General features: G+C 51.8%; 19 protein-coding genes and 1 pseudogene. 10 read left to right on the top strand and 10 right to left on the bottom strand.

All coding sequences use genetic code 11. From position 1 onward, the window contains the following. Positions 1-126, bottom strand: a pseudogene (locus VB712_RS20345) (RNA-guided endonuclease TnpB family protein); the annotation flags it as partial. A gap of 126 nt (positions 127-252) precedes the next feature. Between VB712_RS20345 and VB712_RS01770 the strand changes: the two are divergent. The 4 genes from VB712_RS01770 to VB712_RS01755 all read left to right on the top strand — a co-directional run bounded on the left by VB712_RS01770 (position 253) and on the right by VB712_RS01755 (position 3,995). Then, complete coding sequence (locus VB712_RS01770) at positions 253-855, top strand: cupin (RefSeq protein WP_323251510.1); 603 nt, start codon at positions 253-255, stop codon at positions 853-855. Between the two features lie 54 nt (positions 856-909). Next, complete coding sequence (locus tag VB712_RS01765; RefSeq protein ID WP_323251508.1) at positions 910-2,334, top strand: sensor histidine kinase; 1,425 nt, start codon at positions 910-912, stop codon at positions 2,332-2,334. Continuing rightward, a complete protein-coding gene (locus VB712_RS01760; protein WP_323251506.1) occupies positions 2,327-3,001 on the top strand; it encodes a response regulator transcription factor in 675 nt (224 codons plus the stop codon). Before VB712_RS01765 ends, VB712_RS01760 begins: the two co-directional genes overlap by 8 nt. A 79-nt stretch (positions 3,002-3,080) precedes the next feature. After that, positions 3,081-3,995: an FTR1 family iron permease gene (locus VB712_RS01755; RefSeq protein WP_323251504.1), complete on the top strand. Its 915-nt coding sequence runs from the start codon at positions 3,081-3,083 to the stop codon at positions 3,993-3,995. A gap of 179 nt (positions 3,996-4,174) precedes the next feature. Here the strand turns inward: VB712_RS01755 and VB712_RS01750 are convergent, their stop codons facing one another. The 5 genes from VB712_RS01750 to VB712_RS01730 form a co-directional block, all read right to left on the bottom strand. Beyond that, positions 4,175-6,823, bottom strand: coding sequence for a GAF domain-containing protein (locus VB712_RS01750; RefSeq protein WP_323251502.1), 2,649 nt, complete (start codon positions 6,821-6,823; stop codon positions 4,175-4,177). Between the two features lie 170 nt (positions 6,824-6,993). Next, the gene (gene recN / locus VB712_RS01745) at positions 6,994-8,715 is read right to left on the bottom strand and encodes a DNA repair protein RecN (RefSeq protein WP_323251501.1); all 1,722 of its coding nucleotides are present in this window, start codon (positions 8,713-8,715) and stop codon (positions 6,994-6,996) included. A 107-nt stretch (positions 8,716-8,822) separates the two neighbouring features. Next, positions 8,823-9,458 carry a type II secretion system protein gene (locus VB712_RS01740; RefSeq protein ID WP_323251499.1) on the bottom strand — a complete coding sequence of 212 codons (636 nt, stop codon included), beginning with the start codon at positions 9,456-9,458 and terminating at the stop codon, positions 8,823-8,825. A gap of 44 nt (positions 9,459-9,502) precedes the next feature. Further along, positions 9,503-9,736, bottom strand: coding sequence for a hypothetical protein (locus VB712_RS01735; RefSeq protein ID WP_323251498.1), 234 nt, complete (start codon positions 9,734-9,736; stop codon positions 9,503-9,505). Beyond that, positions 9,736-10,461, bottom strand: a complete 726-nt coding sequence (locus tag VB712_RS01730) for an FkbM family methyltransferase (RefSeq protein WP_323251496.1) — start codon at positions 10,459-10,461, stop codon at positions 9,736-9,738. Before VB712_RS01730 ends, VB712_RS01735 begins: the two co-directional genes overlap by 1 nt. A 178-nt stretch (positions 10,462-10,639) precedes the next feature. Between VB712_RS01730 and VB712_RS01725 the strand changes: the two genes are divergently transcribed. Beyond that, complete coding sequence (locus VB712_RS01725) at positions 10,640-11,110, top strand: DUF4079 domain-containing protein (RefSeq protein WP_323251495.1); 471 nt, start codon at positions 10,640-10,642, stop codon at positions 11,108-11,110. Here the strand turns inward: VB712_RS01725 and VB712_RS01720 are convergent. Then, a complete protein-coding gene (locus VB712_RS01720) occupies positions 11,107-11,838 on the bottom strand; it encodes a DUF1997 domain-containing protein (RefSeq protein WP_323251493.1) in 732 nt (243 codons plus the stop codon). The two genes, VB712_RS01725 and VB712_RS01720, sit on opposite strands and share 4 nt — an antisense overlap. A gap of 81 nt (positions 11,839-11,919) precedes the next feature. Between VB712_RS01720 and VB712_RS01715 the strand changes: the two genes are divergently transcribed. The 4 genes from VB712_RS01715 to kaiC all read left to right on the top strand — a co-directional run bounded on the left by VB712_RS01715 (position 11,920) and on the right by kaiC (position 15,916). Continuing rightward, positions 11,920-12,579 (top strand): NAD(P)H-binding protein, encoded by a 660-nt coding sequence (locus VB712_RS01715; RefSeq protein WP_323251490.1) that lies wholly within the window; start codon positions 11,920-11,922, stop codon positions 12,577-12,579. A 323-nt stretch (positions 12,580-12,902) separates the two neighbouring features. After that, positions 12,903-13,811, top strand: coding sequence for a circadian clock protein KaiA (locus VB712_RS01710; RefSeq protein ID WP_323251488.1), 909 nt, complete (start codon positions 12,903-12,905; stop codon positions 13,809-13,811). A 59-nt stretch (positions 13,812-13,870) separates the two neighbouring features. After that, entirely contained in the window at positions 13,871-14,173 is a 303-nt protein-coding gene (gene kaiB, locus VB712_RS01705) for a circadian clock protein KaiB (RefSeq protein ID WP_323251486.1), read from the top strand. Positions 14,174-14,344: 171 nt separating this feature from the next. Next, on the top strand, positions 14,345-15,916 hold the full coding sequence (kaiC, locus tag VB712_RS01700; protein WP_323251485.1) for a circadian clock protein KaiC: 1,572 nt from the start codon (positions 14,345-14,347) through the stop codon (positions 15,914-15,916). 148 nt (positions 15,917-16,064) lie between these two features. Here kaiC and VB712_RS01695 read toward each other — a convergent pair whose 3' ends face one another. Continuing rightward, complete coding sequence (locus tag VB712_RS01695; RefSeq protein WP_416236220.1) at positions 16,065-16,823, bottom strand: TIGR01548 family HAD-type hydrolase; 759 nt, start codon at positions 16,821-16,823, stop codon at positions 16,065-16,067. An 84-nt stretch (positions 16,824-16,907) separates the two neighbouring features. On the opposite strand from VB712_RS01695, the gene VB712_RS01690 reads away from it, so the two are divergent. Next, entirely contained in the window at positions 16,908-17,213 is a 306-nt protein-coding gene (locus VB712_RS01690; protein WP_323251481.1) for a 30S ribosomal protein PSRP-3, read from the top strand. Between the two features lie 150 nt (positions 17,214-17,363). On the opposite strand, the gene atpC is transcribed toward VB712_RS01690, so the two are convergent. Together atpC and atpD are read right to left on the bottom strand one after the other, a co-directional pair. Further along, a complete protein-coding gene (gene atpC / locus VB712_RS01685) occupies positions 17,364-17,777 on the bottom strand; it encodes an ATP synthase F1 subunit epsilon (RefSeq protein WP_323251479.1) in 414 nt (137 codons plus the stop codon). Positions 17,778-17,849: 72 nt separating this feature from the next. Next, positions 17,850-19,304, bottom strand: a complete 1,455-nt coding sequence (atpD, locus tag VB712_RS01680) for a F0F1 ATP synthase subunit beta (protein WP_323251477.1) — start codon at positions 19,302-19,304, stop codon at positions 17,850-17,852. Between the last annotated feature and the right edge of the window lie 249 nt (positions 19,305-19,553).

Genomic DNA, 19,553 nt, shown 5'->3' with positions numbered 1-19,553 from the left:
AGTTCCCCGGTTGTCCATCCAATAACGGATGGCTTTGTTTCGGATAAACTGGACTGTTCTCACCGCCTCGTCTATGGCGCTGAATTGCTGGGGCTTTCCGTAGGCTTTAAACTCTAGTACAATCATGTCTATATCCTAGCGCACAATATAAGCCGCCCTGCAAGGACGGCGACTAAAGTCGCCCTGTCGTCTTTCATCCCCGCGCTAAAGCGACGGGGCTTTCAGACTCCCGCACTATTTTCGTAAAAAAACATGGCCGGACAAGATTGGCTCATCGATGAGCGCGGAACCTGTACCGCCCAAACCCATCTTCACCCTGAACCCCCACCCCAACCCTATCGCCTCTATCGCTTTTTAACTGATGTTGAGGATATCTTGGTAAGAGTGGAGAGCGATCGCCAACGGCTGAAGCTCATTTGTCCCTTGGTGCGAACCTTGATCGAAAATTCCCCCTGGTTAGCCTGGAGTGTTTCGCTCCCCGATCCAGAAACCGGCTGGTCAGTATCGATGCTCTACGATGAGCCAGATTTTCCCCTAACCGTCCAGATGGTGGCTTGGGCAGGGGGGACGGTTTCCCCCATTCATAACCATGGGACTTGGGGAATTGTTGCCCTCTTGGCAGGGCAGGAAAAAAATCGTTTTTGGCGGCGAAGTTTAACCAATCCTAACCACATTGAAGCGGCGGGCGATCTGACCTTCTTCCCTGGGGATCTGATCACCTTTCTTCCCGATGCCATTCACCAAGTCGAAGCCCTCGGAGATGAACCCACAATTAGCTTTAATCTCTATGGTGAAACCAATTATCAACAGCGGTTTAGATTTGACCCCCAACAGGGGACAGCAAACTTATTTTAAACCCTTCTATCCATGCCAATTGTGGCTAAAAATTGCTGGAAACTTGAATTTAAAATGATTATCCCTCGCTGGCTCCGTATCCAACTTGTGCCGTCTTCTTTGCAATTTCGCCTCACTCTAGAATTGGTGACAATTTCAATTTTAGGACTGGGAACTGTTGCCATGTGGGCTGCTTGGCAGATGGAGCAAAATTTGGTAGCAGCCCATAAACAAACCCTCGAATATATTGCGATGCGTTTTCCAGATCAGTTGGAACTTTATAGTGAGATGGGTTCCATAGAAACGGGTTTAGATCGCACCATTAAGCGGGTTTCTCGGCCCGGGTTGATGGTGTGGGTGCGGGGGGAAGATGGACGGGTGTTGGCTCAATCTACCATAACTCAACCCACGACGATCCTGTTAGGGGATGTCAACCAAATGCCCGCAGTACCAGTAAAACCCCAGGTGGTGCGGTTTGGCGATCGCAATATTGTTCTCTGTGGTACACCGATTACGGTTAAGGGGCAAACCGTGGGGAAGCTCTATCTTTCCCAGGATATTACCCTCGATCAACAAAAATTAAATGCCAGTTTGTGGGGTTTATTTTGGGTGAGTATGGTGGCCATTGTGTTGTTAATGGCAACAATTTCCCAACGGATTCGCCGGGCGATGCAGCCCCTCGCGGCGATGAGTCAAGTGGCTAGCGCAGTTTCCGCTGATGACCTCAGCGGCGCACAATTGCAACTCCAGGAAGCACCAGCAGAAATTTTAGGACTAGCCCAAGCTTTTAATGCGATGTTATTGCGCCTATCGGGGGCTTGGGAGCAACAACGGCAATTTGTGGGCAATGTTTCCCATGAGTTGCGTACACCCTTAACGGTGGTGGTGGGATATTTACAAAGTTTGTTGCGGCGGGGAACGAATTTAAGTGCCTATCAACAGCAGGCTATTGAAACGGCAACGGCGGAAGCAGAGCGGACAATTCGGATGTTGGAGGATTTATTAGATCTGGCGCGGGCTGATAGTGGCCACCTTCATTTTCGCCTTAATCCCGTGAGTTTAAATACATTAGTAGCTGAGGTGGTGGCCATGAGTGAGGCGGTGAGTGATCGCCCCATTACCCTCAAAGCTCCCCCGGCGGATCTGGTGGTCTGTGCCGATCAGGATCGGTTACAACAGGTATTAATTAATCTGGTGGATAATGGTTTGAAATATTCTGCCCTGGATCAACCCCTTGAATTGGTGTTAGAACGGGGGGAAGGGGTGGGGATGATTCATGTGTGTGATCGCGGCATTGGTATTCCTTTCCCCCATCAACAGCGGATTTTCGAGCGGTTCTATCGGGGGGATGAGGCGCGATCGCAGCAAGGGACGGGGCTGGGGTTGGCGATCGCTAAAAGTCTAATTGAAGGGATGCAAGGCCACATTACGCTCCGTTCCCAACCCGGCAAAGGCAGCACATTTACCCTCAGTCTTCCTCTCTGGCAAACCCATGGCTGATCACATTTTACTGATTGAAGATAACGGGAAGCTTTCTGCTTTTATCGCGGGAGAATTGGAGCTAGAAGGCTATTGTGTCACTGTTGCCAATAATGGCATGGATGGACTTACTCTCGCCCGCAATCAACCGTTTCAGTTATTAATTGTGGATTGGATGTTGCCGGGAATTTCGGGGGTTGATCTCTGTTTACGGTTACGCAATACCGGGGTACAAGTGCCACTAATTTTGCTCACCGCCAAGGATGAAGTGAGCGATCGCGTCACGGGTTTAAATGCCGGAGCCGATGATTATGTCACCAAGCCTTTTAGTATTGAGGAACTGTTAGCAAGGGTAAAAGCCCAATTGCGCCGCAGCCATGCTACGGAATCCGACCTGCTCACCTTTGCCGACCTCTCCCTCCATCGCCTCACCCGCGAAGTCTATCGCAACCAACAGGCGATCGAACTCACCGCCAGGGAATTTGATCTGTTAGAACTACTCCTGCGCCATCCCCGCCAAGTCCTGACGCGAGATCAAATCCTCGAACAGGTGTGGGGCTTCGATTTCATGGGGGAATCCAACATTATTGAAGTCTATGTGCGGGCGTTGCGGATTAAGTTAGAGGTGCATAATCCCCAGCGTTTGATCCATACGGTGCGAGGCGTGGGCTATGTATTGCGGAGTTAGCGATCCGCCCATCCCTTGCCAATCCTGATCAGAAGCTGTACCCTCATGCTCAACCTGCAAGCAAGCAACAGAGAGCATTATGGATTGGAGCGCCGCCATTCCCACTTTTTTAGTCACGCTCCGGGAAGGCGTGGAAGCCGCCCTCGTCGTGGGGATTGTCCTTGCCTGTATTCGCCAAGCTCAACAGCCCCGGCTCGTGAAAGCCGTTTATCTGGGGATTGGGGCGGGCCTCGCCGGGAGTGTCGTCGTGGGGGGTTTGTTGATCGGACTCCTGCAACGGGTGGGCCAGGGGCAAACTGCCGAAGCGGTGTTAGTGCGTCAACTCCTGGAAATGGGGTTAGGGGTGGTGGCGATCGCCATGCTCAGTTGGATGCTGATCTGGATGACGCAGCAAGCCCGCACCCTCAAAGCGGAGGTAGAGGGGACGGTGGCGGCTGCCCTGACGGGGGCCGCGAGTTGGGGTGTGTTTAGCCTGGTGGCGACGGCGGTCTTGCGGGAAGGGTTTGAAACGGTGATTTTTTTGGTAGCGAAATTTCAACAGGGTTGGATTCCGATTTTGGGGGCGATCGCCGGTTTCATCGGAGCCATTATTGTGGGCTTCCTCCTCTTCCGCTGGGGTGTGCGCATCGACCTTAAACAGTTTTTCCAAATCATGGGGGTCTTTTTGCTGCTGATTGTCTCGGGCCTGGTGATTTCTGCCCTGCGTCATCTCGATGGGGCGGCGATCGCCTGGGTCGAACTCCATCCCGCCATGGCTTGGCTCTGTTGGTCAGGGGGCAAGGCCTGTTTACTAGGGCCATTAGTCTGGGATGGTCGCGCCATCCTCCCGGATCATCAATTCCCCGGCATTATTTTAAAAACCCTCTTCGGCTATCGTGAAACCCTCTACGGCGTGCAAATTTTCGCCTACGGCCTCTTTTTAAGCCTCGTCGGTGGTCTCTATTTCCGCAGCCTCAACCCCCCTAGCCCTACCCCAACCGAAAAATTGGGTTAAATCTCGTGAGCCTCGTGCCATGGCTCTGCCATGGTACGGGAATAGGGCGGCTCTGCCGCTATCAGAGGGGAGGAGGCAGAGCCTCCATGGGACATGACTAGGCGGAGCCTAGTCACGAAGGGCCTAGGAGGGGAAGGGCGAAAGATTTTTGTGCCTCCGGCAGGCTTACGCCAACGCCCCTACTTTGTCGTCATTGTCCACACCCCATCCCAATCTTTGGAGGGTGGGGTTTTGAGGAAATGCTGACAGCGGTTGATATGTAAATAGGCCGCCTTATCCTTTGGTTCTAACTCCAAAATCGTCGCAAAATAGGAGAGGGCTAAGGAAAAGTTTTGGTGCGTATAGAGGTGTCGCCCGCGATGATAAAGTTCAATCACTTCCTCATGGTTGGGCGGTAAAGGATTCCCCAATTCCTCCACTACTTCGTAAACACTCACCGGCTGGGTTTTCCCCTTCACCCGAATACAATCCAGTTCCCGCACGACAATATGATCTTTACATTGGTGATAAGTATTCTCACTAATCACAATATCGCAACCGTATTGTTTACTTGCTGCCTCCAACCGCGAACTGAGGTTTACCCCGTCCCCAATGGCAGTAAATTCCATCCGCTTACTAGAGCCAATGTTGCCGCTGATCACAAAATCAGAATTGATCCCAATCCCAATTCTAATAATGTCTTTACCTTGGGCGGCGCGGGAATCGTTATAGATCTTCAGGCGGCGACGCATATCTAAAGCGCTTTGCGTGGCCATCAGAGCGTGATCTTCCAATTTATTCGGCGTACCAAACACCGCCATCATCGCATCACCAATGTATTTATCGAGGATGCCCTTGTGGTTAAACACCGATTCCACCATCTCTTCAAAATACTCGTTGAGCATCTGCACCACTTCTTCGGCCTGGAGTTTTTCCGTGAGGCTGGTGTAGCTACGAATATCAGAGAAGAGGACGGAAACTTCCTTGCGATCGCCTCCCAATAAAATTTCCCCCCCATCGAGTAACTGCTCCGCTAACTCCTGGTTCATATAGCGGTACATCGTACTCTTGAGCCGCTTCTCATCACTAATATCATCCATCACCACCAACGCCCCCGACACATTGGAGGGGTCTGCCACATCGGAAATGGAGTTAATTGAGAGGTTAACGCTATGCTCTTCCCCGGCAGCAGAAATGATCGTTTGGTCAGGGTAATATTGCTGGCGGTCTTTATTTTCCACCGGATGCAATGCCCGCTCAAAGGATTCTGAAAAGTCCCCCTTACGACCGGCTTCGGTTTTTTCAGCGGTATCTTTACCCTTAATTTCCAACAACTCGCTCATGAGCTTGCCTTCCATAGGGTTATCTTTGCCAAACCCCAGCAACTCCTCGGCTTTCTCGTTGACCGCCAACACCACACCGTTTTTATCGGTGGAAATCACACCATTGGTGAGACTGCGCAGGATATCCCGCTGCATCTGCTCCTGCTGCTTCACCTTCGCAAAGAGTTTGGCATTTTGGAGCGCCACCCCGGCTTGGATGTTGAACGCCTTCATGAACTCTTGGTCACTGCGGTTGAAGCTGGCTTTCCAGCATTCCGGCGCGTTGGGCCACTGGGTCGGATCATAGGGGGGGTGATCCCCCTGTTTGATCTTGTTCACCAATTGCGTGACCCCAATTAACTGGTTATCGGAGTTGTAGACCGGCATACAGAGCAGACTACAGGTGCGGTATTTGGTTTTTTCGTCGGTGTTTTTGGAGGTTTCCGCCATGGGATGCTCATAGAGGTCGAAGCCAATATTGAGGGTTTCCCCGGTTTTACCTACATGACCCGCAAAACCCACCCCAATAGGCACATTCAGATCCAACGTCTTGCCATTGGGTAGGGGGATTTTTGTCCAGATCTCGTTTTTCTCGTCGTCGATCAGCCAGAGGGTGCTGCGATCGGCGTTCATCAGTTTTTTGGCGGCATCCATGACGGTGCGCAGCGTGGTATCGAGATCGAGGTTGCCTTTGCTGAGGGAGTTGGTGGCCTCAATCAGGGCGTTGGCAGCCCGCTGCCGCTGGGTGGCTTTGTAGAAGGAGCGGGAAGATTCGAGGATGAGGCGAATCGAGGGGGCAAAGTTCTCAAAGACATCAATATCTTCATCGGTAAAGCCGGTGTGGGAGATGCGCTCGGCGAGGGGGATATCGGGCGATCGCCCCGGTTCCAATTTGTTAATCAGTTGCACCACCGCCACCAATTCCCCGTCCTGACTCAAAAGGGGCAGGGCAAGCATCGAATAGGTGCGGTAGTTATTGCGCTTATCGAATTCCTTCGCAGCTTCGGAGCGGGGGTCGTCGTAAAAATCAAAGGGGATGTTAATCACCTGTTTAAACTGGGCCACTTCCCCCGCAATCCCCCGCCCTACGGGAATGCGAATTTCAATGGGCTTGCCGTCGCTGCCTTTAGCGACGATCGACCACAGTTCATTTTGATCATCATCGAGTAAATAGATGGTGGTGCGATCAGCCCCGAGCAATTCCCCGGTTTTGAGGGTAATCGATCGCAACATTTCATCAAGAACGGAGTCAAAGCCTTGACTGTCGATAATGCTATCGAGCAAGCTCAGGGTCTGATTCACCACCTTGAGCTTGTCTTCCACCTCAACCACAACCCGCTGAAAACTATCCTTATTCAGGGGGGCGAGAAAATTTGAAAAGGTTCCCTTGGCAGAAACGAGGGCACTGGTTGAGCCGTTGGTCTCCCCCCCGTGATTCAATTCTGTCGGAGCTTCCTCCCCTGCCGGGACAACATCGACAGTCTGCCCGGAATACTCAAGTTTTGTGGGTTGAGATGCAGCAGTCATAGTGCTCTAGGGTGTCTGGGTCTGAGAATATTTTGAAGTTGAGAGTATTTTAACGACTAAATCCTCTTGTGATGACCAGTTAGCCTCAATAATACTGGTAATTTTCCCTCTGTCCACTCATTTAGGGGTCTTTTGGTGATCTCGGTCATCGCATCCTGTTGTACTTCGGGTTAACGGCGTTGGTGGGCGGCTTGGTGGAGGAGGGATTGGGCAAAGGCGATCGCCTCTTGGGCCGAATCTCCCCCTGTGAGTTGCGCGAGTTCTGTGGTGCGGCTGTCGGGGTGGGTGAGGGGGACGACCCGCACGACGGTACGGGGGGTGTTGTGCTTGGCTTTTTCCACCTGTTTATCGACGCGAAAATGGTGGTCAGCGAGGGCGGCGATCAGGGGTTGATGGGTGACGCAGAGGATTTGGTGGGGACGGCTGAGGTGGTGGAGTTTGAGGGCGATCGCCTGGGCCACTTTCCCCGATACCCCCGCATCAATTTCATCAAAAATTAACGTTTTACCGGCATTCTGGGCTTCAATTTGGGAAAAACAGGCTTTGAGGGCCAACAGAAACCGGCTCATTTCTCCCCCTGATGCGGTTTCAGAGAGGGGTTGCAAGGGTTCGCCGGGGTTGGGGCTGATGTAGAACACCACCTGATCCGCGCCGTGGGCTGTGGGTTCAAGGGGCAAAAGCCGACAGTCAAACTGGACTTTTTCCATGGCGAGGGGTTTGAGTTCTTTTACCACTTGTTTAGCCAGTTTTTGGGCAGCCTGTTGGCGTTGGTGGCGTAGTTGTTCACAGGCTTTTGTGAGGGTTTGATAACATTCTCTTGCCTGGGCTTCGAGGGCTTCGATGGATTGGCCGCCGCTGGTGAGGTTGGCTAGTTCGGTGGCGATCGCCTCCCCATGGGCAATGACATCGGCTAAATCGGGGCCATATTTCCGGCAGAGTTGGCGCAGGGTCGTCAAGCGGGTTTCCACTTCCGCTAACCGTTCCGGGTCAGATTCGAGGCTATCGCTATAACGGCTGAGGACTTGCCCGGCTTCGACAATTTGGGTTAGGGCGCTTTGCACCATCTCTAACAGGCCCTCAAGTTGGCTGTCATAGCTGGCCATTTCTTTAATTTGCGCTTCCACGGGGCCGAGGAGGTCGGCGATCGCCTCTCCCCCCTGGTCATTTTGATAAAGGGCTTGGTAGGTTTGATAGCCCATTTGTTGGAGTTCCACCACATGGGAAAGGCGATCGCGCTCCTGTTCCAATTGACTTAATTCTTGGGGATCATGCAGATCAGCCCCCGCCAATTCCTGATGCTGGTATTGCAACCAATCGATGCGTTGGAGGCGGTCTTTTTCCGATTGGCGGCGGGCTTGGAGGGCTTGCTGGGCTTGGCGGTAGGCGGTGAAGGTTTGGGCTACCACTAATTTTGCTTGCTGCACCCCTTCGCCGCCATAGGCATCAAGGAGATCCCGCTGATGGCTGGCGATCATCAATTGGGCGGTTTGGCCTTGGGCGGTGATTTCCACCAAATGCTCCCGCAGTTGGCCCACCTGTTGCCGGTTCACCAGTACGCCATTAATTCGGGAACGGGAGCGTAAACTCCCCTGGGTGGCGGAAAATTCCCGGCTACAAATGAGGCTATCGGCATCGATGAGGTCGATTTCTTGGGCATCTAACCAGGCTTTGAGGGGGGGGGAGAGTAAAAATGTACCTTCCACAAGGCCGCGATCGCTCCCGGTACGCAACAGGCGGCTGGTGATTTTGCCCCCCAATACGCCATCAATGGCATCAAGAATAATCGATTTCCCCGCCCCGGTTTCACCCGTGAGTACATTTAAGCCGGGGCCAAATTCCAGTTCAAGCTGGTCAACGAGGGCAAAATTTTCAATCCGGAGCAATCGCAGCATGATCTAATTTCCCTAGCCAATCGCCCCTAATTCTAACCCGATCCCCCTACCTCAATCATGGTATCTCTGTTCTCACTTTTGCCGCTCACGCCCTGGCTCTGCCACCCCTAATAACAATAGTATTTGTTGTCCTCACGATCCAAGCGGGTATGGCCGCGCCCCTGACGCATTGACCCCAAGGCGGTCGAAAGAATCACACAGCGACGCAAAACCTGCGGCCCATTACCACCCCTTTCGATGCGCAATCCTAACCGCCCGCGCTCTAGAGTATCAGTACAGGAGTTGTAACTGTGCTGGACGGGGCAACCTTGATGATTAAACAAAAAAAACCACACCGTTTCCTCGGCAATGGTTTTGGAGGTGATGGTGGTTTCTGTCTGATTGTGATCATTGACTCGATCAATGCTCACCCCTGGGGCCAATTGCTCCCACTGTTGGGGATCATCCCACAGGGCGATCAGCGTTGTATGGTCGGGATCGGCGGGATGGGCAGCAAATTCGACGCGGTTGGCTCCTTGGCGGATGCTCACTTGCCAGGGGAGATGGCGATGTTTAGCGGTTTCGCGGGTGGATTGGAGCGTGAGAAAGAGGCGATCGCTCGATTGAACCAACCTTTGCCGCTCAAAAAAACCCTGCCAAGTCACCACCGCAATACTGCCCAAAATGCCGATCAGCACAATCACGATCAACATTTCCACCAACGTAAACCCCGCTTGTCCCCGCGCACCCCTGAATACAGCCATGGCCTCATTTCCTCCCAAACCCTGAAAAAAAAGACCCCGAAACATCAAGGGTCAGCAATCGCCACAACACCAAATTGAATCTCATACCCCCATTCCGGATGTTGAGCCGCCAGACGGCTAGCCATCTCCGGCTCACCAATGCGGCACAATTCCGTGAGTTGATCGTATCCCTCTAGCTGGGCTTGGGCTTGTATGCCTTGACGGAGGCGATCGCGCTCCCCTTCCGTCAATTTTCGCCGGCCCGACTGCGTAGGATCAACAAACATTACAGGTTCCATCACGCCCCCTCCCTTCCTAGCAACTTCTCCAACCGCCAGCGGATGCCGTGGGTAATCCCCCGCCGGTATTTATCCACCGTCCCTAAATAGAAATAATCCCAACGGTCAAGGGGGGCGAGGGCGCGGTTAATAAACAGCACATCCGCATGACAGGTGAGGGAATAGATAATACAGGCAAAACCGAGGCTCTCCAGCCGGGCTTTAATCTCAGCAATGGCGGCGTGATCCTCAAAATAATCGAGAAAATCATGGAACTCCACCGCAATTTGTTTGATTTTCCCCAGCGTCTCATCAGGGAGCGTTTGGAATAGCTCAATCTCTGCCCCCTCAATATCCACCTTGAGCAGATCCACCTGCTCAATGCCTTGATCCGCCATAAATTGCGCCAACGTAATCCCCGGAACCGTGATCGTTGCCGTGATCATCGCCGTGGGCAAATGGTGAACACTCCCCGATTCCTCCTGATCCGAGACGTTGAATGTGATCGGCGCGTTGGTGGGGGCGATCGCATAGTGAAAAGGGCGAATCTTCTCCGTTGGAGGAATAGCCCTGTAGAGATCCGGCATTGCTTCCAGGGCGTAGCAGGTACAACCATAGGCGGCATTCACCTCTTGGGCAAAGTAGCCCCGGTTTGCCCCCAAATCAATCACCACAGCATCGGGATGGAGCCAACTGCCGATGAAATGGTGGAGCCGCATCGAAACCAATTGGACAGAATTAAACATGGCGATCGCGGGTTGACGAATTCCCCCACCCCAAAGGCCAGGGGATTTTTCTCAACGATACAACTTCCCGCCGATGTGGTCGAGGTATTGGGCGATCGCCTCATGCTCCAGATGATCCATAGGGCAAGAAAATGTTAAGTTAAGTTTGCAATATTTTTAGCTTTGATAAGGCACAGTTATGAGCTTTGAACTTCCGGAATCTGTGAAAGTCTATTCCCAATTTTTCCACCCGCTCATGATGTGGGCGCTCTTGGGGCTGTCGGTTTATGCCTTCTACCTCGGCTCCCAAAGCCGGAAAACCCGTAAGGCTGACAAAGAAGCCCGCAAGGAACTGGTGGGCAAAAACTTCGCCAATCGCCATTATCGCATTGGTGCGATTCTCTTAGGGTTGATGGTTTCTGGCAGCGTTGGCGGCATGGCGGTGACTTATATCAATAATGGCAAGTTATTTGTCGGCCCCCATTTGCTCGTTGGGCTGGGAATGACCGCCATGATTGCCATCGCCGCCGCCCTCGTTCCCTTCATGCAAAAGGGCAACGCCATCGCCCGCGCCACCCATATTTCCCTGAACATGATCCTTTTAGGGCTATTCGGTTGGCAGGCGATCACCGGCATGGATATCGTTAACCGGATTTTAAGCAACTTCTAAGCCGGTTCTGGCGTTGCTGGATGGGTGTGGATCAGTTGGCGCGATCGCTTCGGGGGTAACGGTAGCCCGAGGCGATCGTGGAAATCCTTCTGCACCGTGTAGGTGAGCCGGGGGGAAATTTGCCGGACAATTTGGGTGAGGAGGCGATCGCCCGTCTTTTGGATCAAATCCTGGGGTAACTTATGAATAAAGGTGGGAAAATCAATCATCACTTTGAGGGAAAGATGCCATTCCACCTTGGTAAGTAACGAGGCAATGGCAGGATCCACCGGCCAAGGCAATCCCGGCGGCTCCACCGCCGCTAGGGTCATAATCGCCCGATAATCCACCGCATAACCGGGGGGGTCATAATCCGGTACTGCAACGCTGTACATATCGTAAATGCCATCCTGAGGCGGAGCCAACACTACCCCCATTTTCGGCTCCACCTCATAGCCAAAAGCCCCAAAATGCCCAATGGTCAGCACATAGCCATTTTCCCCCAGGGGTTCCGCCGTCATCGGCTCGGCACAGCGGCGAAACCAACCCTCATGGGCATTGAGATAATCCGCTACCGTATTGGGATCGCTGTACATATCCATACCGCCGCGAAAGGCGGTGGTAAAAGCAAAGGCGATCATTTCATCACTTTCCTCCTCCACTTCTACCTGTTTGGCTATTTGTTCCTCCACAGCACGGGAGAAATCTTTAGCGGGTTTACTCGGTGGCTCTGGATAATGGGACTGCATGGGATATCTGATGTGCCGAACTGCTTGCTTGTTTAATCCTAATCGTTAATTTCAGTTTGCAACTGTAGGGAGAATCACCCGATGAAAGCATTTGTTGCTGGTGCCACAGGTCGCACAGGTCGCCAGATTGTTGAAGTTTTAACGGCAAAGGGAATTGCCGTTAAGGGGCTGGTGCGCGATCGCGCCAAGGCCGAAGCCGCTCTTCCCAGCTCCGTCGAGTTGATCCTCGGGGATGTTTGTCAGCCCAACCCCTGGCAAAATGCCCTCAGTGATTGTGATGTGGTGTTCTGTGCCACCGGAGCCACCCCTTCTTTCGATTTCACCGAACCCTACCGCGTCGATTACGAAGGCACGAAAAATTTAGTCAATGCGGCCCAACTCCATCACATCGAGCGGTTTATTTTCGTGTCTTCCCTCTGTGTTTCAGAATTTTTCCACCCCTTAAACCTGTTCTGGCTGGTGCTCTACTGGAAAAAGCAGGCGGAAAAATACCTACAAGAAAGTGGTCTTAACTATACGATCGTCCGGCCGGGGGGGTTAGTGGATAGCGAAAATAACGATGGCATTGTGATCGCTGGGGCTGATACCCTCTTTGAAGGACGGATCCGCCGCCGTCAAGTGGGAGAGATTGCTGTCGAAGCCCTGTTTCATGAGGTTACGGGGTCGAAAATCCTCGAAGTGGTGGCCCGGCCAGAGGTAGCTTCGCAGGATTGGCAGGATTTGTTTGCCACTGTAGCCTAAAACGTTTGTCCTGGGGAATTTGGTCTTTCCCCCTAAATACCGATGGAGTATGACGTTGACGAGGGTACGGGCAAGGCGCGGCTGCGGCTCTGCCGACCGGCAGGGTGAAGCCAAGGAAGAGAAACCCCCATTGATTTTGACCATGCCGGGCGATCGCCCGCCCAATTGTAAATTTTTTTATATTTTTTTAATGATTTATGTCAAAACCTCAAGGATTCTGCAATAATCCGTTACGAAGATGGATTTCACGGCCTACAGTAGGAGGCTAGAGTCAATTGAACAAGCTCCTGCCCCATACCTTTGCGATCGCCCCCTGAATTATTTTGGATGCTCAACTGTCGATCTGTATTTATGCGAAAACTGAGTCCCTCGTTCAGTCTCTGTCTGAGCGATTAGGGAGCGATCGCTACCTCTGCTATCCCTTTACGGAACAAGAGCCATTCTTAAGCTTCATTGAACAAAACAAAGGTAATATCGACTGTCTCGTGTTACAAAACACCGAACAGGAATTAGGACTGCTCAACCCCCTCTATGCCCAAGGAACCCTATTGCCCATTGTGATTATCGAACCCCGACAATCACAAAATGTGGCGATCGGGAAAAACATCGACGCTACCGCTGCCGCCATTCCCTACCACTACCACACGGGCGAAGTATGGCTCCTCACCCCCCAACTCGAACAAATTACCACCGCCATTGATCGCGCCATCTCCAAATTTTTGCAACTGGCCCCCACGTTACCCCCAACACCGGAAGCCGTGCGATCGCCCACCCCCGACCCCCCCAGTTTCCTCTTGGTGCAGCAGCGCCGCCTCGCCGACAAACTCCAAGAACGCTTGGGCTACATGGGGATCTACTACAAGCGCAACCCCCAAGACTTTTTTCGCAACCTTTCCCCACAGGACAAACAAGTCCTGCTCCATGAACTCAGCCTTGAATATCGAGAAATCATCCTTAACTATTTTGATCAAGACTATCCCCTCAATCAACTCATCGATCAAATGGTCAATCGCGCCTTTTTTGCCGATCTTTCCGTTTCGCAAATTCTGGAAATTCACATGAATCTTATTGATGAGTTTACCAAGCAACTCAAACTAGAAGGACGCAGCGAAGATATCCTTTTAGATTATCGCCTTGCCCTCATTGATATCATTGCCCATCTCTGCGAAATGTATCGTCGCTCCATTCCGAGAGAAGACATTCCCTTTGAAGTGTTTTCCAGAAGTGACTAATATGCTCTAATGATTCAAGGTCGTTTCTGCTCATTTTACCCCATTCCCATCTACGATCTATGAGTCCTACGAAAAAAACCTATGTTCTCAAGCTGTATGTTGCGGGTAATACCCCCAACTCAGCACGTGCTCTAAAAACGCTTAAGAGCATCCTTGAGCAAGATTTTCAAGGTGTTTATGCCCTGAAGGTTATTGATGTTCTCAAAAATCCTCAACTGGCGGAAGAAGATAAAATCTTAGCAACGCCCACCCTCTCGAAAGTATTGCCACCACCCGTGCGCAAAATCATCGGAGATTTGTCAGATCGAGAGAAAGTCTTGATTGGCTTAGACCTACTATATGAGGAAATCAATGAAGAATAAAAATGGGAAATGGTATGCATGATGAAACAGATTAACATCCTCATTCGGGCAAGATGCCCGTCCTGTCTAAACCCATTCAAGACGATGGCGATATCACCTTAGGCTAGTGATCATCACTCTCGTAAACACAATGTACAAGCACCTGATTATTCAATTATACTGCTGGGATCAATGAACGAATCGAAGAACAACGAATCATCAACATCTCAACAGCCTTTAGTGGGTGTGCGTAAGATGCAAACCCTCATTGAAGGTTTTGATGAAATTAGCCATGGGGGGATGCCCATTGAACGAACAACGCTCGTCAGTGGCACTTCAGGCACAGGCAAAACGCTCCTAGCCATCCAATTTCTCTATAATGGCATTAGAGATTTTGGCGAATCGGGCATTTTTGTCACCTTTGAAGAATCGCCCAATGACATTATCACCAATGCCTACAGCTTCGGTTGGGATCTTCAAGAATTGATCGATGCGGGTAAGCTTTTTATTCTCGATGCTTCCCCTGATCCAGAAGGTCAAGAAGTCGTTGGTAATTTTGATCTTTCTGCTTTGATTGAGCGGATTCAGTACGCGATCCGTAAATATAAAGCCAAACGAGTGTCCATTGATTCAGTTACGGCTGTTTTTCAGCAGTATGAAGGGGCTTCTGTGGTGCGGCGGGAAATTTTCCGTCTTGTGGCCCGATTAAAACAAATTGGGGTGACTTCAATTCTAACCACAGAACGGGTAGAAGAATATGGCCCTGTCGCTCGATTTGGCGTAGAGGAATTTGTTTCCGATAATGTGATTATTATTCGCAATGTTTTAGAAGGGGAGCGCCGTCGCCGCACCATTGAAATCCTCAAGTTGCGGGGTACAACCCACATGAAAGGGGAATATCCATTTACGATTACCAATAAGGGCATTAATATTTTCCCACTGGGAGCAATGCGCTTAACTCAACGCTCATCAAATGTGCGAATTTCTTCCGGTGTGAAGAAGTTGGATGAGATGTGTGGGGGTGGCTTCTTTAAGGATTCAATTATTCTAGCAACGGGAGCAACGGGGACGGGTAAAACTCTCTTAGTGAGCAAGTTTTTACAGGAAGGCTGTAATCAAGGGGAGCGGGCGATTTTATTTGCCTATGAGGAATCCCGCGCCCAACTTTCCCGTAATGCCAGTTCTTGGGGGGTGAGCTTTGAGGAAATGGAGCAAAAGGGCTATTTAAAGCTGTTGTGTAATTATCCTGAATCGGCGGGTCTAGAGGATCATTTGCAGATGATCAAGTCGGAAATTGAGGAGTTTAAACCCGCCCGGATTGCCATTGATTCCCTTTCGGCTTTGGCGCGGGGTGTAACCAATAATGCATTTCGTCAGTTTGTGATTGGGGTGACAGGTTACGCAAAGCAGGAAGAAATTACTGGGTTCTTTACGAACACCACCGATCAGTTTATGGGATCCAACTCTATTACCGAGTCCCATATTTCGACGATTACCGATTCAATTATCATGCTCCAGTATGTGGAGATTCGCGGTGAAATGTCCCGGGCGATTAATGTGTTCAAGATGCGAGGATCTTGGCATGATAAGGGGATTCGTGAATATAGTATTGATTCGGAAGGGCCGAATATTAAGGATTCCTTCCGGAACTATGAACGGCTGATCAGTGGTTCCCCGACGCGGATCATGGTGGATGAAAAGTCGGAACTGTCGCGGATCGTGCGGGGTGTACGGGATAAAACCGTCGATGATGAATTGATTTAAAAAATAAAAATAACTCGTGCCATGGCTCTGCCGTGGCACGGTGCTTAGGCGGCTCTGCCGCCCGTGGATGGAGGCAGAGCCTCCGGGGAGCGTTACTTGGCAGAGCCAAGTAACGAGAATGGATCTCGTGGCTCTGCCGCCCGTTCCCTCATACCCCCAAAAGGCTTTCACAATAGGCGGGGGTGAGATCGGTAATGCGAGGCAGAACGCAGGCTGCGCCGCTGGCGATGAGTTTGTCGCTGTATTGGGTTTGGCGGGTGGGATCATGCTGAATATGGGGGGGGAGAATACCGATCGCCAAAAATGGCCGCTCCTCCCTCTCCTGACGGGCAAGGTTAACGGTCTGCATATCCCCCACAGTATCCCCGGCATAAAAAACGGGGGTATTGCTACCGGGATTGAGGATCTCCATCACCTGAAACAGGCCCGTGGGGTCGGGTTTGCCGGGGCCATCTTCCATGGCAAAGAGGATGGGATCGTTTAACCCTAAGCGGTGCTTGAGGACGTATTCCGCTGAACCACGGGTAGCTCCACTAAAAAATCCCCAGGCAATCCCGGCGGCGGTGAGGCTGTCGAAATAATCGGGGGTGACTAATAGCGGTTCGGTGGTGATGTAGCCATCCCAATTTTGGCCCCGGTAACGGGATTGGAAAAAGTCCACTAGGGCCGGATAGTCCAGATCGAGGCTGAGGCGATCGCCCCCCTGCCCTTCAGAGTACCGATAGATCAATTCCTGGGAAGCTTCCCAGTCGTTATTCCAAATCCCCTCGCTTTTGAGGTCGTCAATATCGTTGTTGGTGGGGCGATAGTTGTTGTTGGTGTAATGCTCCACCGTATCGGCCAGGGCGCGACGATAGGATTGGCCCACATCACGAATCACGCCATCGATATCAAAAATAATCATCATTGTTGGAACAGCCTCGATCTGCTATAGTAGGAAAATTGTCAATTTATAAAAAATCCCAGACAAAACGCTACATTGGAGGTTTTCTTGGACGCAGCGCGATTTACATTAAAAATTCTATGGCTTGATGCTAACGTGGCGATCGCCGTCGATCAAGTCGTAGGCAAAGGGACGAGTCCCCTCACGCCTTACTACTTCTGGCCCCGTAATGATGCCTGGGAGCAACTCAAGTCTGAGCTTGAGTCAAAGCATTGGATTAACGAAGCGGAGCGCATTGCCTTGCTCAACCAAGCCACGGAAGTGATCAACTATTGGCAAGAAGAAGGGAAGCGCACGCCGATGAATATCGCCCAGGAAAAATTCCCGGAAGTGGTCTTTACCGGCAGCAATTAGAATCCCCCCCTGCCCCCCCTTTTTTAAGGGGGGGTTCTCATTTATTTCTTAACCCCCTTTTTAAGGGGGTCGGCGTAGCCGGGGGGATCCCCATAATGTAGGGGCGAAAAATCTTTCGCCCCCTCTGGCAATGCCGCTCGCAATGGATCCCTAGCTTTTCACCATGCCGCCTGCGGCTTGGAAGCGGGAGCGCGTCCGGCGTAGGGCTTGTTGGGCTTGGATTTTGCCTTGACGGTCTTCAGCACCAACAGCGTTTAAAGCGGCTTGGGCTGCTTCGTAGCTGGTGCGAGCCGTTTCGAGGTCGATGGCACTGCCTTGCTCGGCCCCGTTGACGAGGATCTTGACTTGATTTTCTTCCACTTCAGCAAATCCCCCCATCAGGGCGATCGCTTGCCAATCTTTGTCAGCACGTACCCGCATCACCCCAATATCCAGGGCAGTGAGCAGGGGCGCGTGACCGCTGAGAATCCCGATCTGGCCGGTGGTGCTGGGGAGAATGACCTCTTGGGCATCCCCTTCCCACACGGTTTTATCCGGGGCAATTACACTTACAGTTAAAGTCATCGCTATTTATTCGAGGTTGCCATGCACCAGCCACCCTGAATGATCAAGGTGACTGGGTTGAATTATTGCGAACTAGGCTTTTTGCTTGAGCTTTTCAGCTTTGGCGATCGCCTCGTCAATGTTGCCCACCAGATAGAAGGCCTGTTCCGGCAGATCATCCAATTCCCCATTCAGGATCATTTGGAAACCCTTGATCGTTTCATCGAGGGGTACATATTTTCCAGGGGAGCCGGTGAACACTTCCGCCACAAAGAAGGGCTGAGAGAGGAACCGCTCAATTTTCCGCGCCCGATCCACGATGCGACGGTCATCTTCCGACAGTTCATCTAAACCGAGAATGGCGATAATATCTTGCAACTCTTTATAGCGTTGCAGCGTGGACTGTACCGCCCGCGCCGTGTTGTAATGCTCATCACCGACAATGTTCGGCTGAAGCATCGTTGAAGTGGAATCCAAGGGATCCACAGCGGGATAAATCCCCTTAGAAGCCAAGCCACGGGAAAGCACCGTCGTCCCATCTAAGTGGGCGAAGGTGGTGGCAGGAGCGGGATCGGTCAAGTCATCCGCAGGCACATACACCGCTTGGATGGAGGTGATCGAACCTTCTTTCGTGGAAGTGATCCGCTCTTGCAGATCGCCCATATCCGTCCCCAAAGTGGGCTGATACCCCACAGCCGAAGGCATCCGACCTAAGAGAGCGGAAACTTCTGCCCCAGCTTGGACGAAACGGAAAATGTTATCCACGAACAGCAGCACATCCTGCTTGTTGGCATCGCGGAAATGTTCTGCCATCGTCAAAGCCGACAGGCCAACCCGCATCCGCGCCCCAGGGGGTTCATTCATTTGCCCATAGACCAAGGCAATTTTTGATTCATTGAGGTTCTCAGCGTTGATTACCCCAGATTCAATCATTTCGTTGTAGAGGTCATTGCCTTCACGGGTGCGTTCGCCCACACCACCGAAGACGGAAACCCCACCGTGGTTGATGGCGATGTTGTTGATCAACTCCATCATGATCACGGTTTTACCCACACCCGCACCACCGAACAGGCCGATTTTGCCGCCGCGACGGTAGGGGGTGAGGAGGTCAATCACCTTAATGCCGGTTTCAAAAACCGTCGGTTTGGTGTCGAGTTCCGTGAGTTTCGGGGCGCTGCGGTGAATGGGGGAGGTGCTTTCTGCGTTCACATCCCCTTTGTTGTCCACCGGCTGACCGAGAACGTTAAAGATCCGGCCCAAAGTGGCTTTACCCACAGGGACAGAAATGGGAGCGCCAAGGTCTTGAGCTTCCATGCCCCGCACTAAGCCATCGGTGTTGCTCATGGCAACGGCTCGCACTTGGTTATCACCGAGGAGTTGTTGCACTTCACAGGTGAGATCTATGGTGTTACCGGCGGCATTTTGGCCGGTGATCCGCAGTGCGTTGTAAATTCGCGGCATTTTGCCGATGGGAAATTGGACATCGACGACGGGGCCGATGATTTGAGTAATTCTGCCTACGTTAGTCGTTTCTGTTGTGGCTACCATGCTCAGATTTGCTATACAGTCTTTAGGTGGGTCTTAACGGGTATTGCTTGGGCCTTAACTGACCGTGCTATCCCCCGTTGAGGGGCAAGGAAGTATTGCACCAGCTTGGGGAAACCTTTAAGCGGATGTGAAATTTTCCACCCTACAGATTATCATTGTTTCGCCCTCATTCCTTGCATTGGGCCGAATCAACTTGGGGGATTGAGGAGGGGCGATCGCCCCTGATCCTCCGGGTTAATTTTTGAGTGC

Origin of the sequence: Spirulina sp. CCNP1310 (genome assembly GCF_034932185.1) — a bacterium.
Lineage (GTDB): Bacteria > Cyanobacteriota > Cyanobacteriia > Cyanobacteriales > Spirulinaceae > Spirulina.
Note: the sequence above shows the minus strand (reverse complement) of the source record. Positions and strands in the feature narration are given on the sequence as shown.

Bases quoted from the DNA above. Each gene is read 5' to 3' on its own strand.
- VB712_RS01715 (WP_323251490.1), top strand. From the start codon at position 11,920: ATGAAAGCATTTGTTGCTGGTGCCACAGGTCGCACAGGTCGCCAGATT.
- atpD (WP_323251477.1), bottom strand. From the start codon at position 19,304: ATGGTAGCCACAACAGAAACGACTAACGTAGGCAGAATTACTCAAATC.
- VB712_RS01740 (WP_323251499.1), bottom strand. From the start codon at position 9,458: ATGGCTGTATTCAGGGGTGCGCGGGGACAAGCGGGGTTTACGTTGGTG.
- VB712_RS01730 (WP_323251496.1), bottom strand. From the start codon at position 10,461: ATGTTTAATTCTGTCCAATTGGTTTCGATGCGGCTCCACCATTTCATC.
- kaiC (WP_323251485.1), top strand. From the start codon at position 14,345: ATGAACGAATCGAAGAACAACGAATCATCAACATCTCAACAGCCTTTA.
- VB712_RS01750 (WP_323251502.1), bottom strand. From the start codon at position 6,823: ATGACTGCTGCATCTCAACCCACAAAACTTGAGTATTCCGGGCAGACT.
- VB712_RS01765 (WP_323251508.1), top strand. From the start codon at position 910: ATGATTATCCCTCGCTGGCTCCGTATCCAACTTGTGCCGTCTTCTTTG.
- VB712_RS01770 (WP_323251510.1), top strand. From the start codon at position 253: ATGGCCGGACAAGATTGGCTCATCGATGAGCGCGGAACCTGTACCGCC.
- VB712_RS01725 (WP_323251495.1), top strand. From the start codon at position 10,640: ATGAGCTTTGAACTTCCGGAATCTGTGAAAGTCTATTCCCAATTTTTC.
- VB712_RS01755 (WP_323251504.1), top strand. From the start codon at position 3,081: ATGGATTGGAGCGCCGCCATTCCCACTTTTTTAGTCACGCTCCGGGAA.
- VB712_RS01695 (WP_416236220.1), bottom strand. From the start codon at position 16,823: ATGATGATTATTTTTGATATCGATGGCGTGATTCGTGATGTGGGCCAA.
- VB712_RS01760 (WP_323251506.1), top strand. From the start codon at position 2,327: ATGGCTGATCACATTTTACTGATTGAAGATAACGGGAAGCTTTCTGCT.
- VB712_RS01735 (WP_323251498.1), bottom strand. From the start codon at position 9,736: ATGGAACCTGTAATGTTTGTTGATCCTACGCAGTCGGGCCGGCGAAAA.
- atpC (WP_323251479.1), bottom strand. From the start codon at position 17,777: ATGACTTTAACTGTAAGTGTAATTGCCCCGGATAAAACCGTGTGGGAA.
- VB712_RS01720 (WP_323251493.1), bottom strand. From the start codon at position 11,838: ATGCAGTCCCATTATCCAGAGCCACCGAGTAAACCCGCTAAAGATTTC.
- kaiB (WP_323251486.1), top strand. From the start codon at position 13,871: ATGAGTCCTACGAAAAAAACCTATGTTCTCAAGCTGTATGTTGCGGGT.
- recN (WP_323251501.1), bottom strand. From the start codon at position 8,715: ATGCTGCGATTGCTCCGGATTGAAAATTTTGCCCTCGTTGACCAGCTT.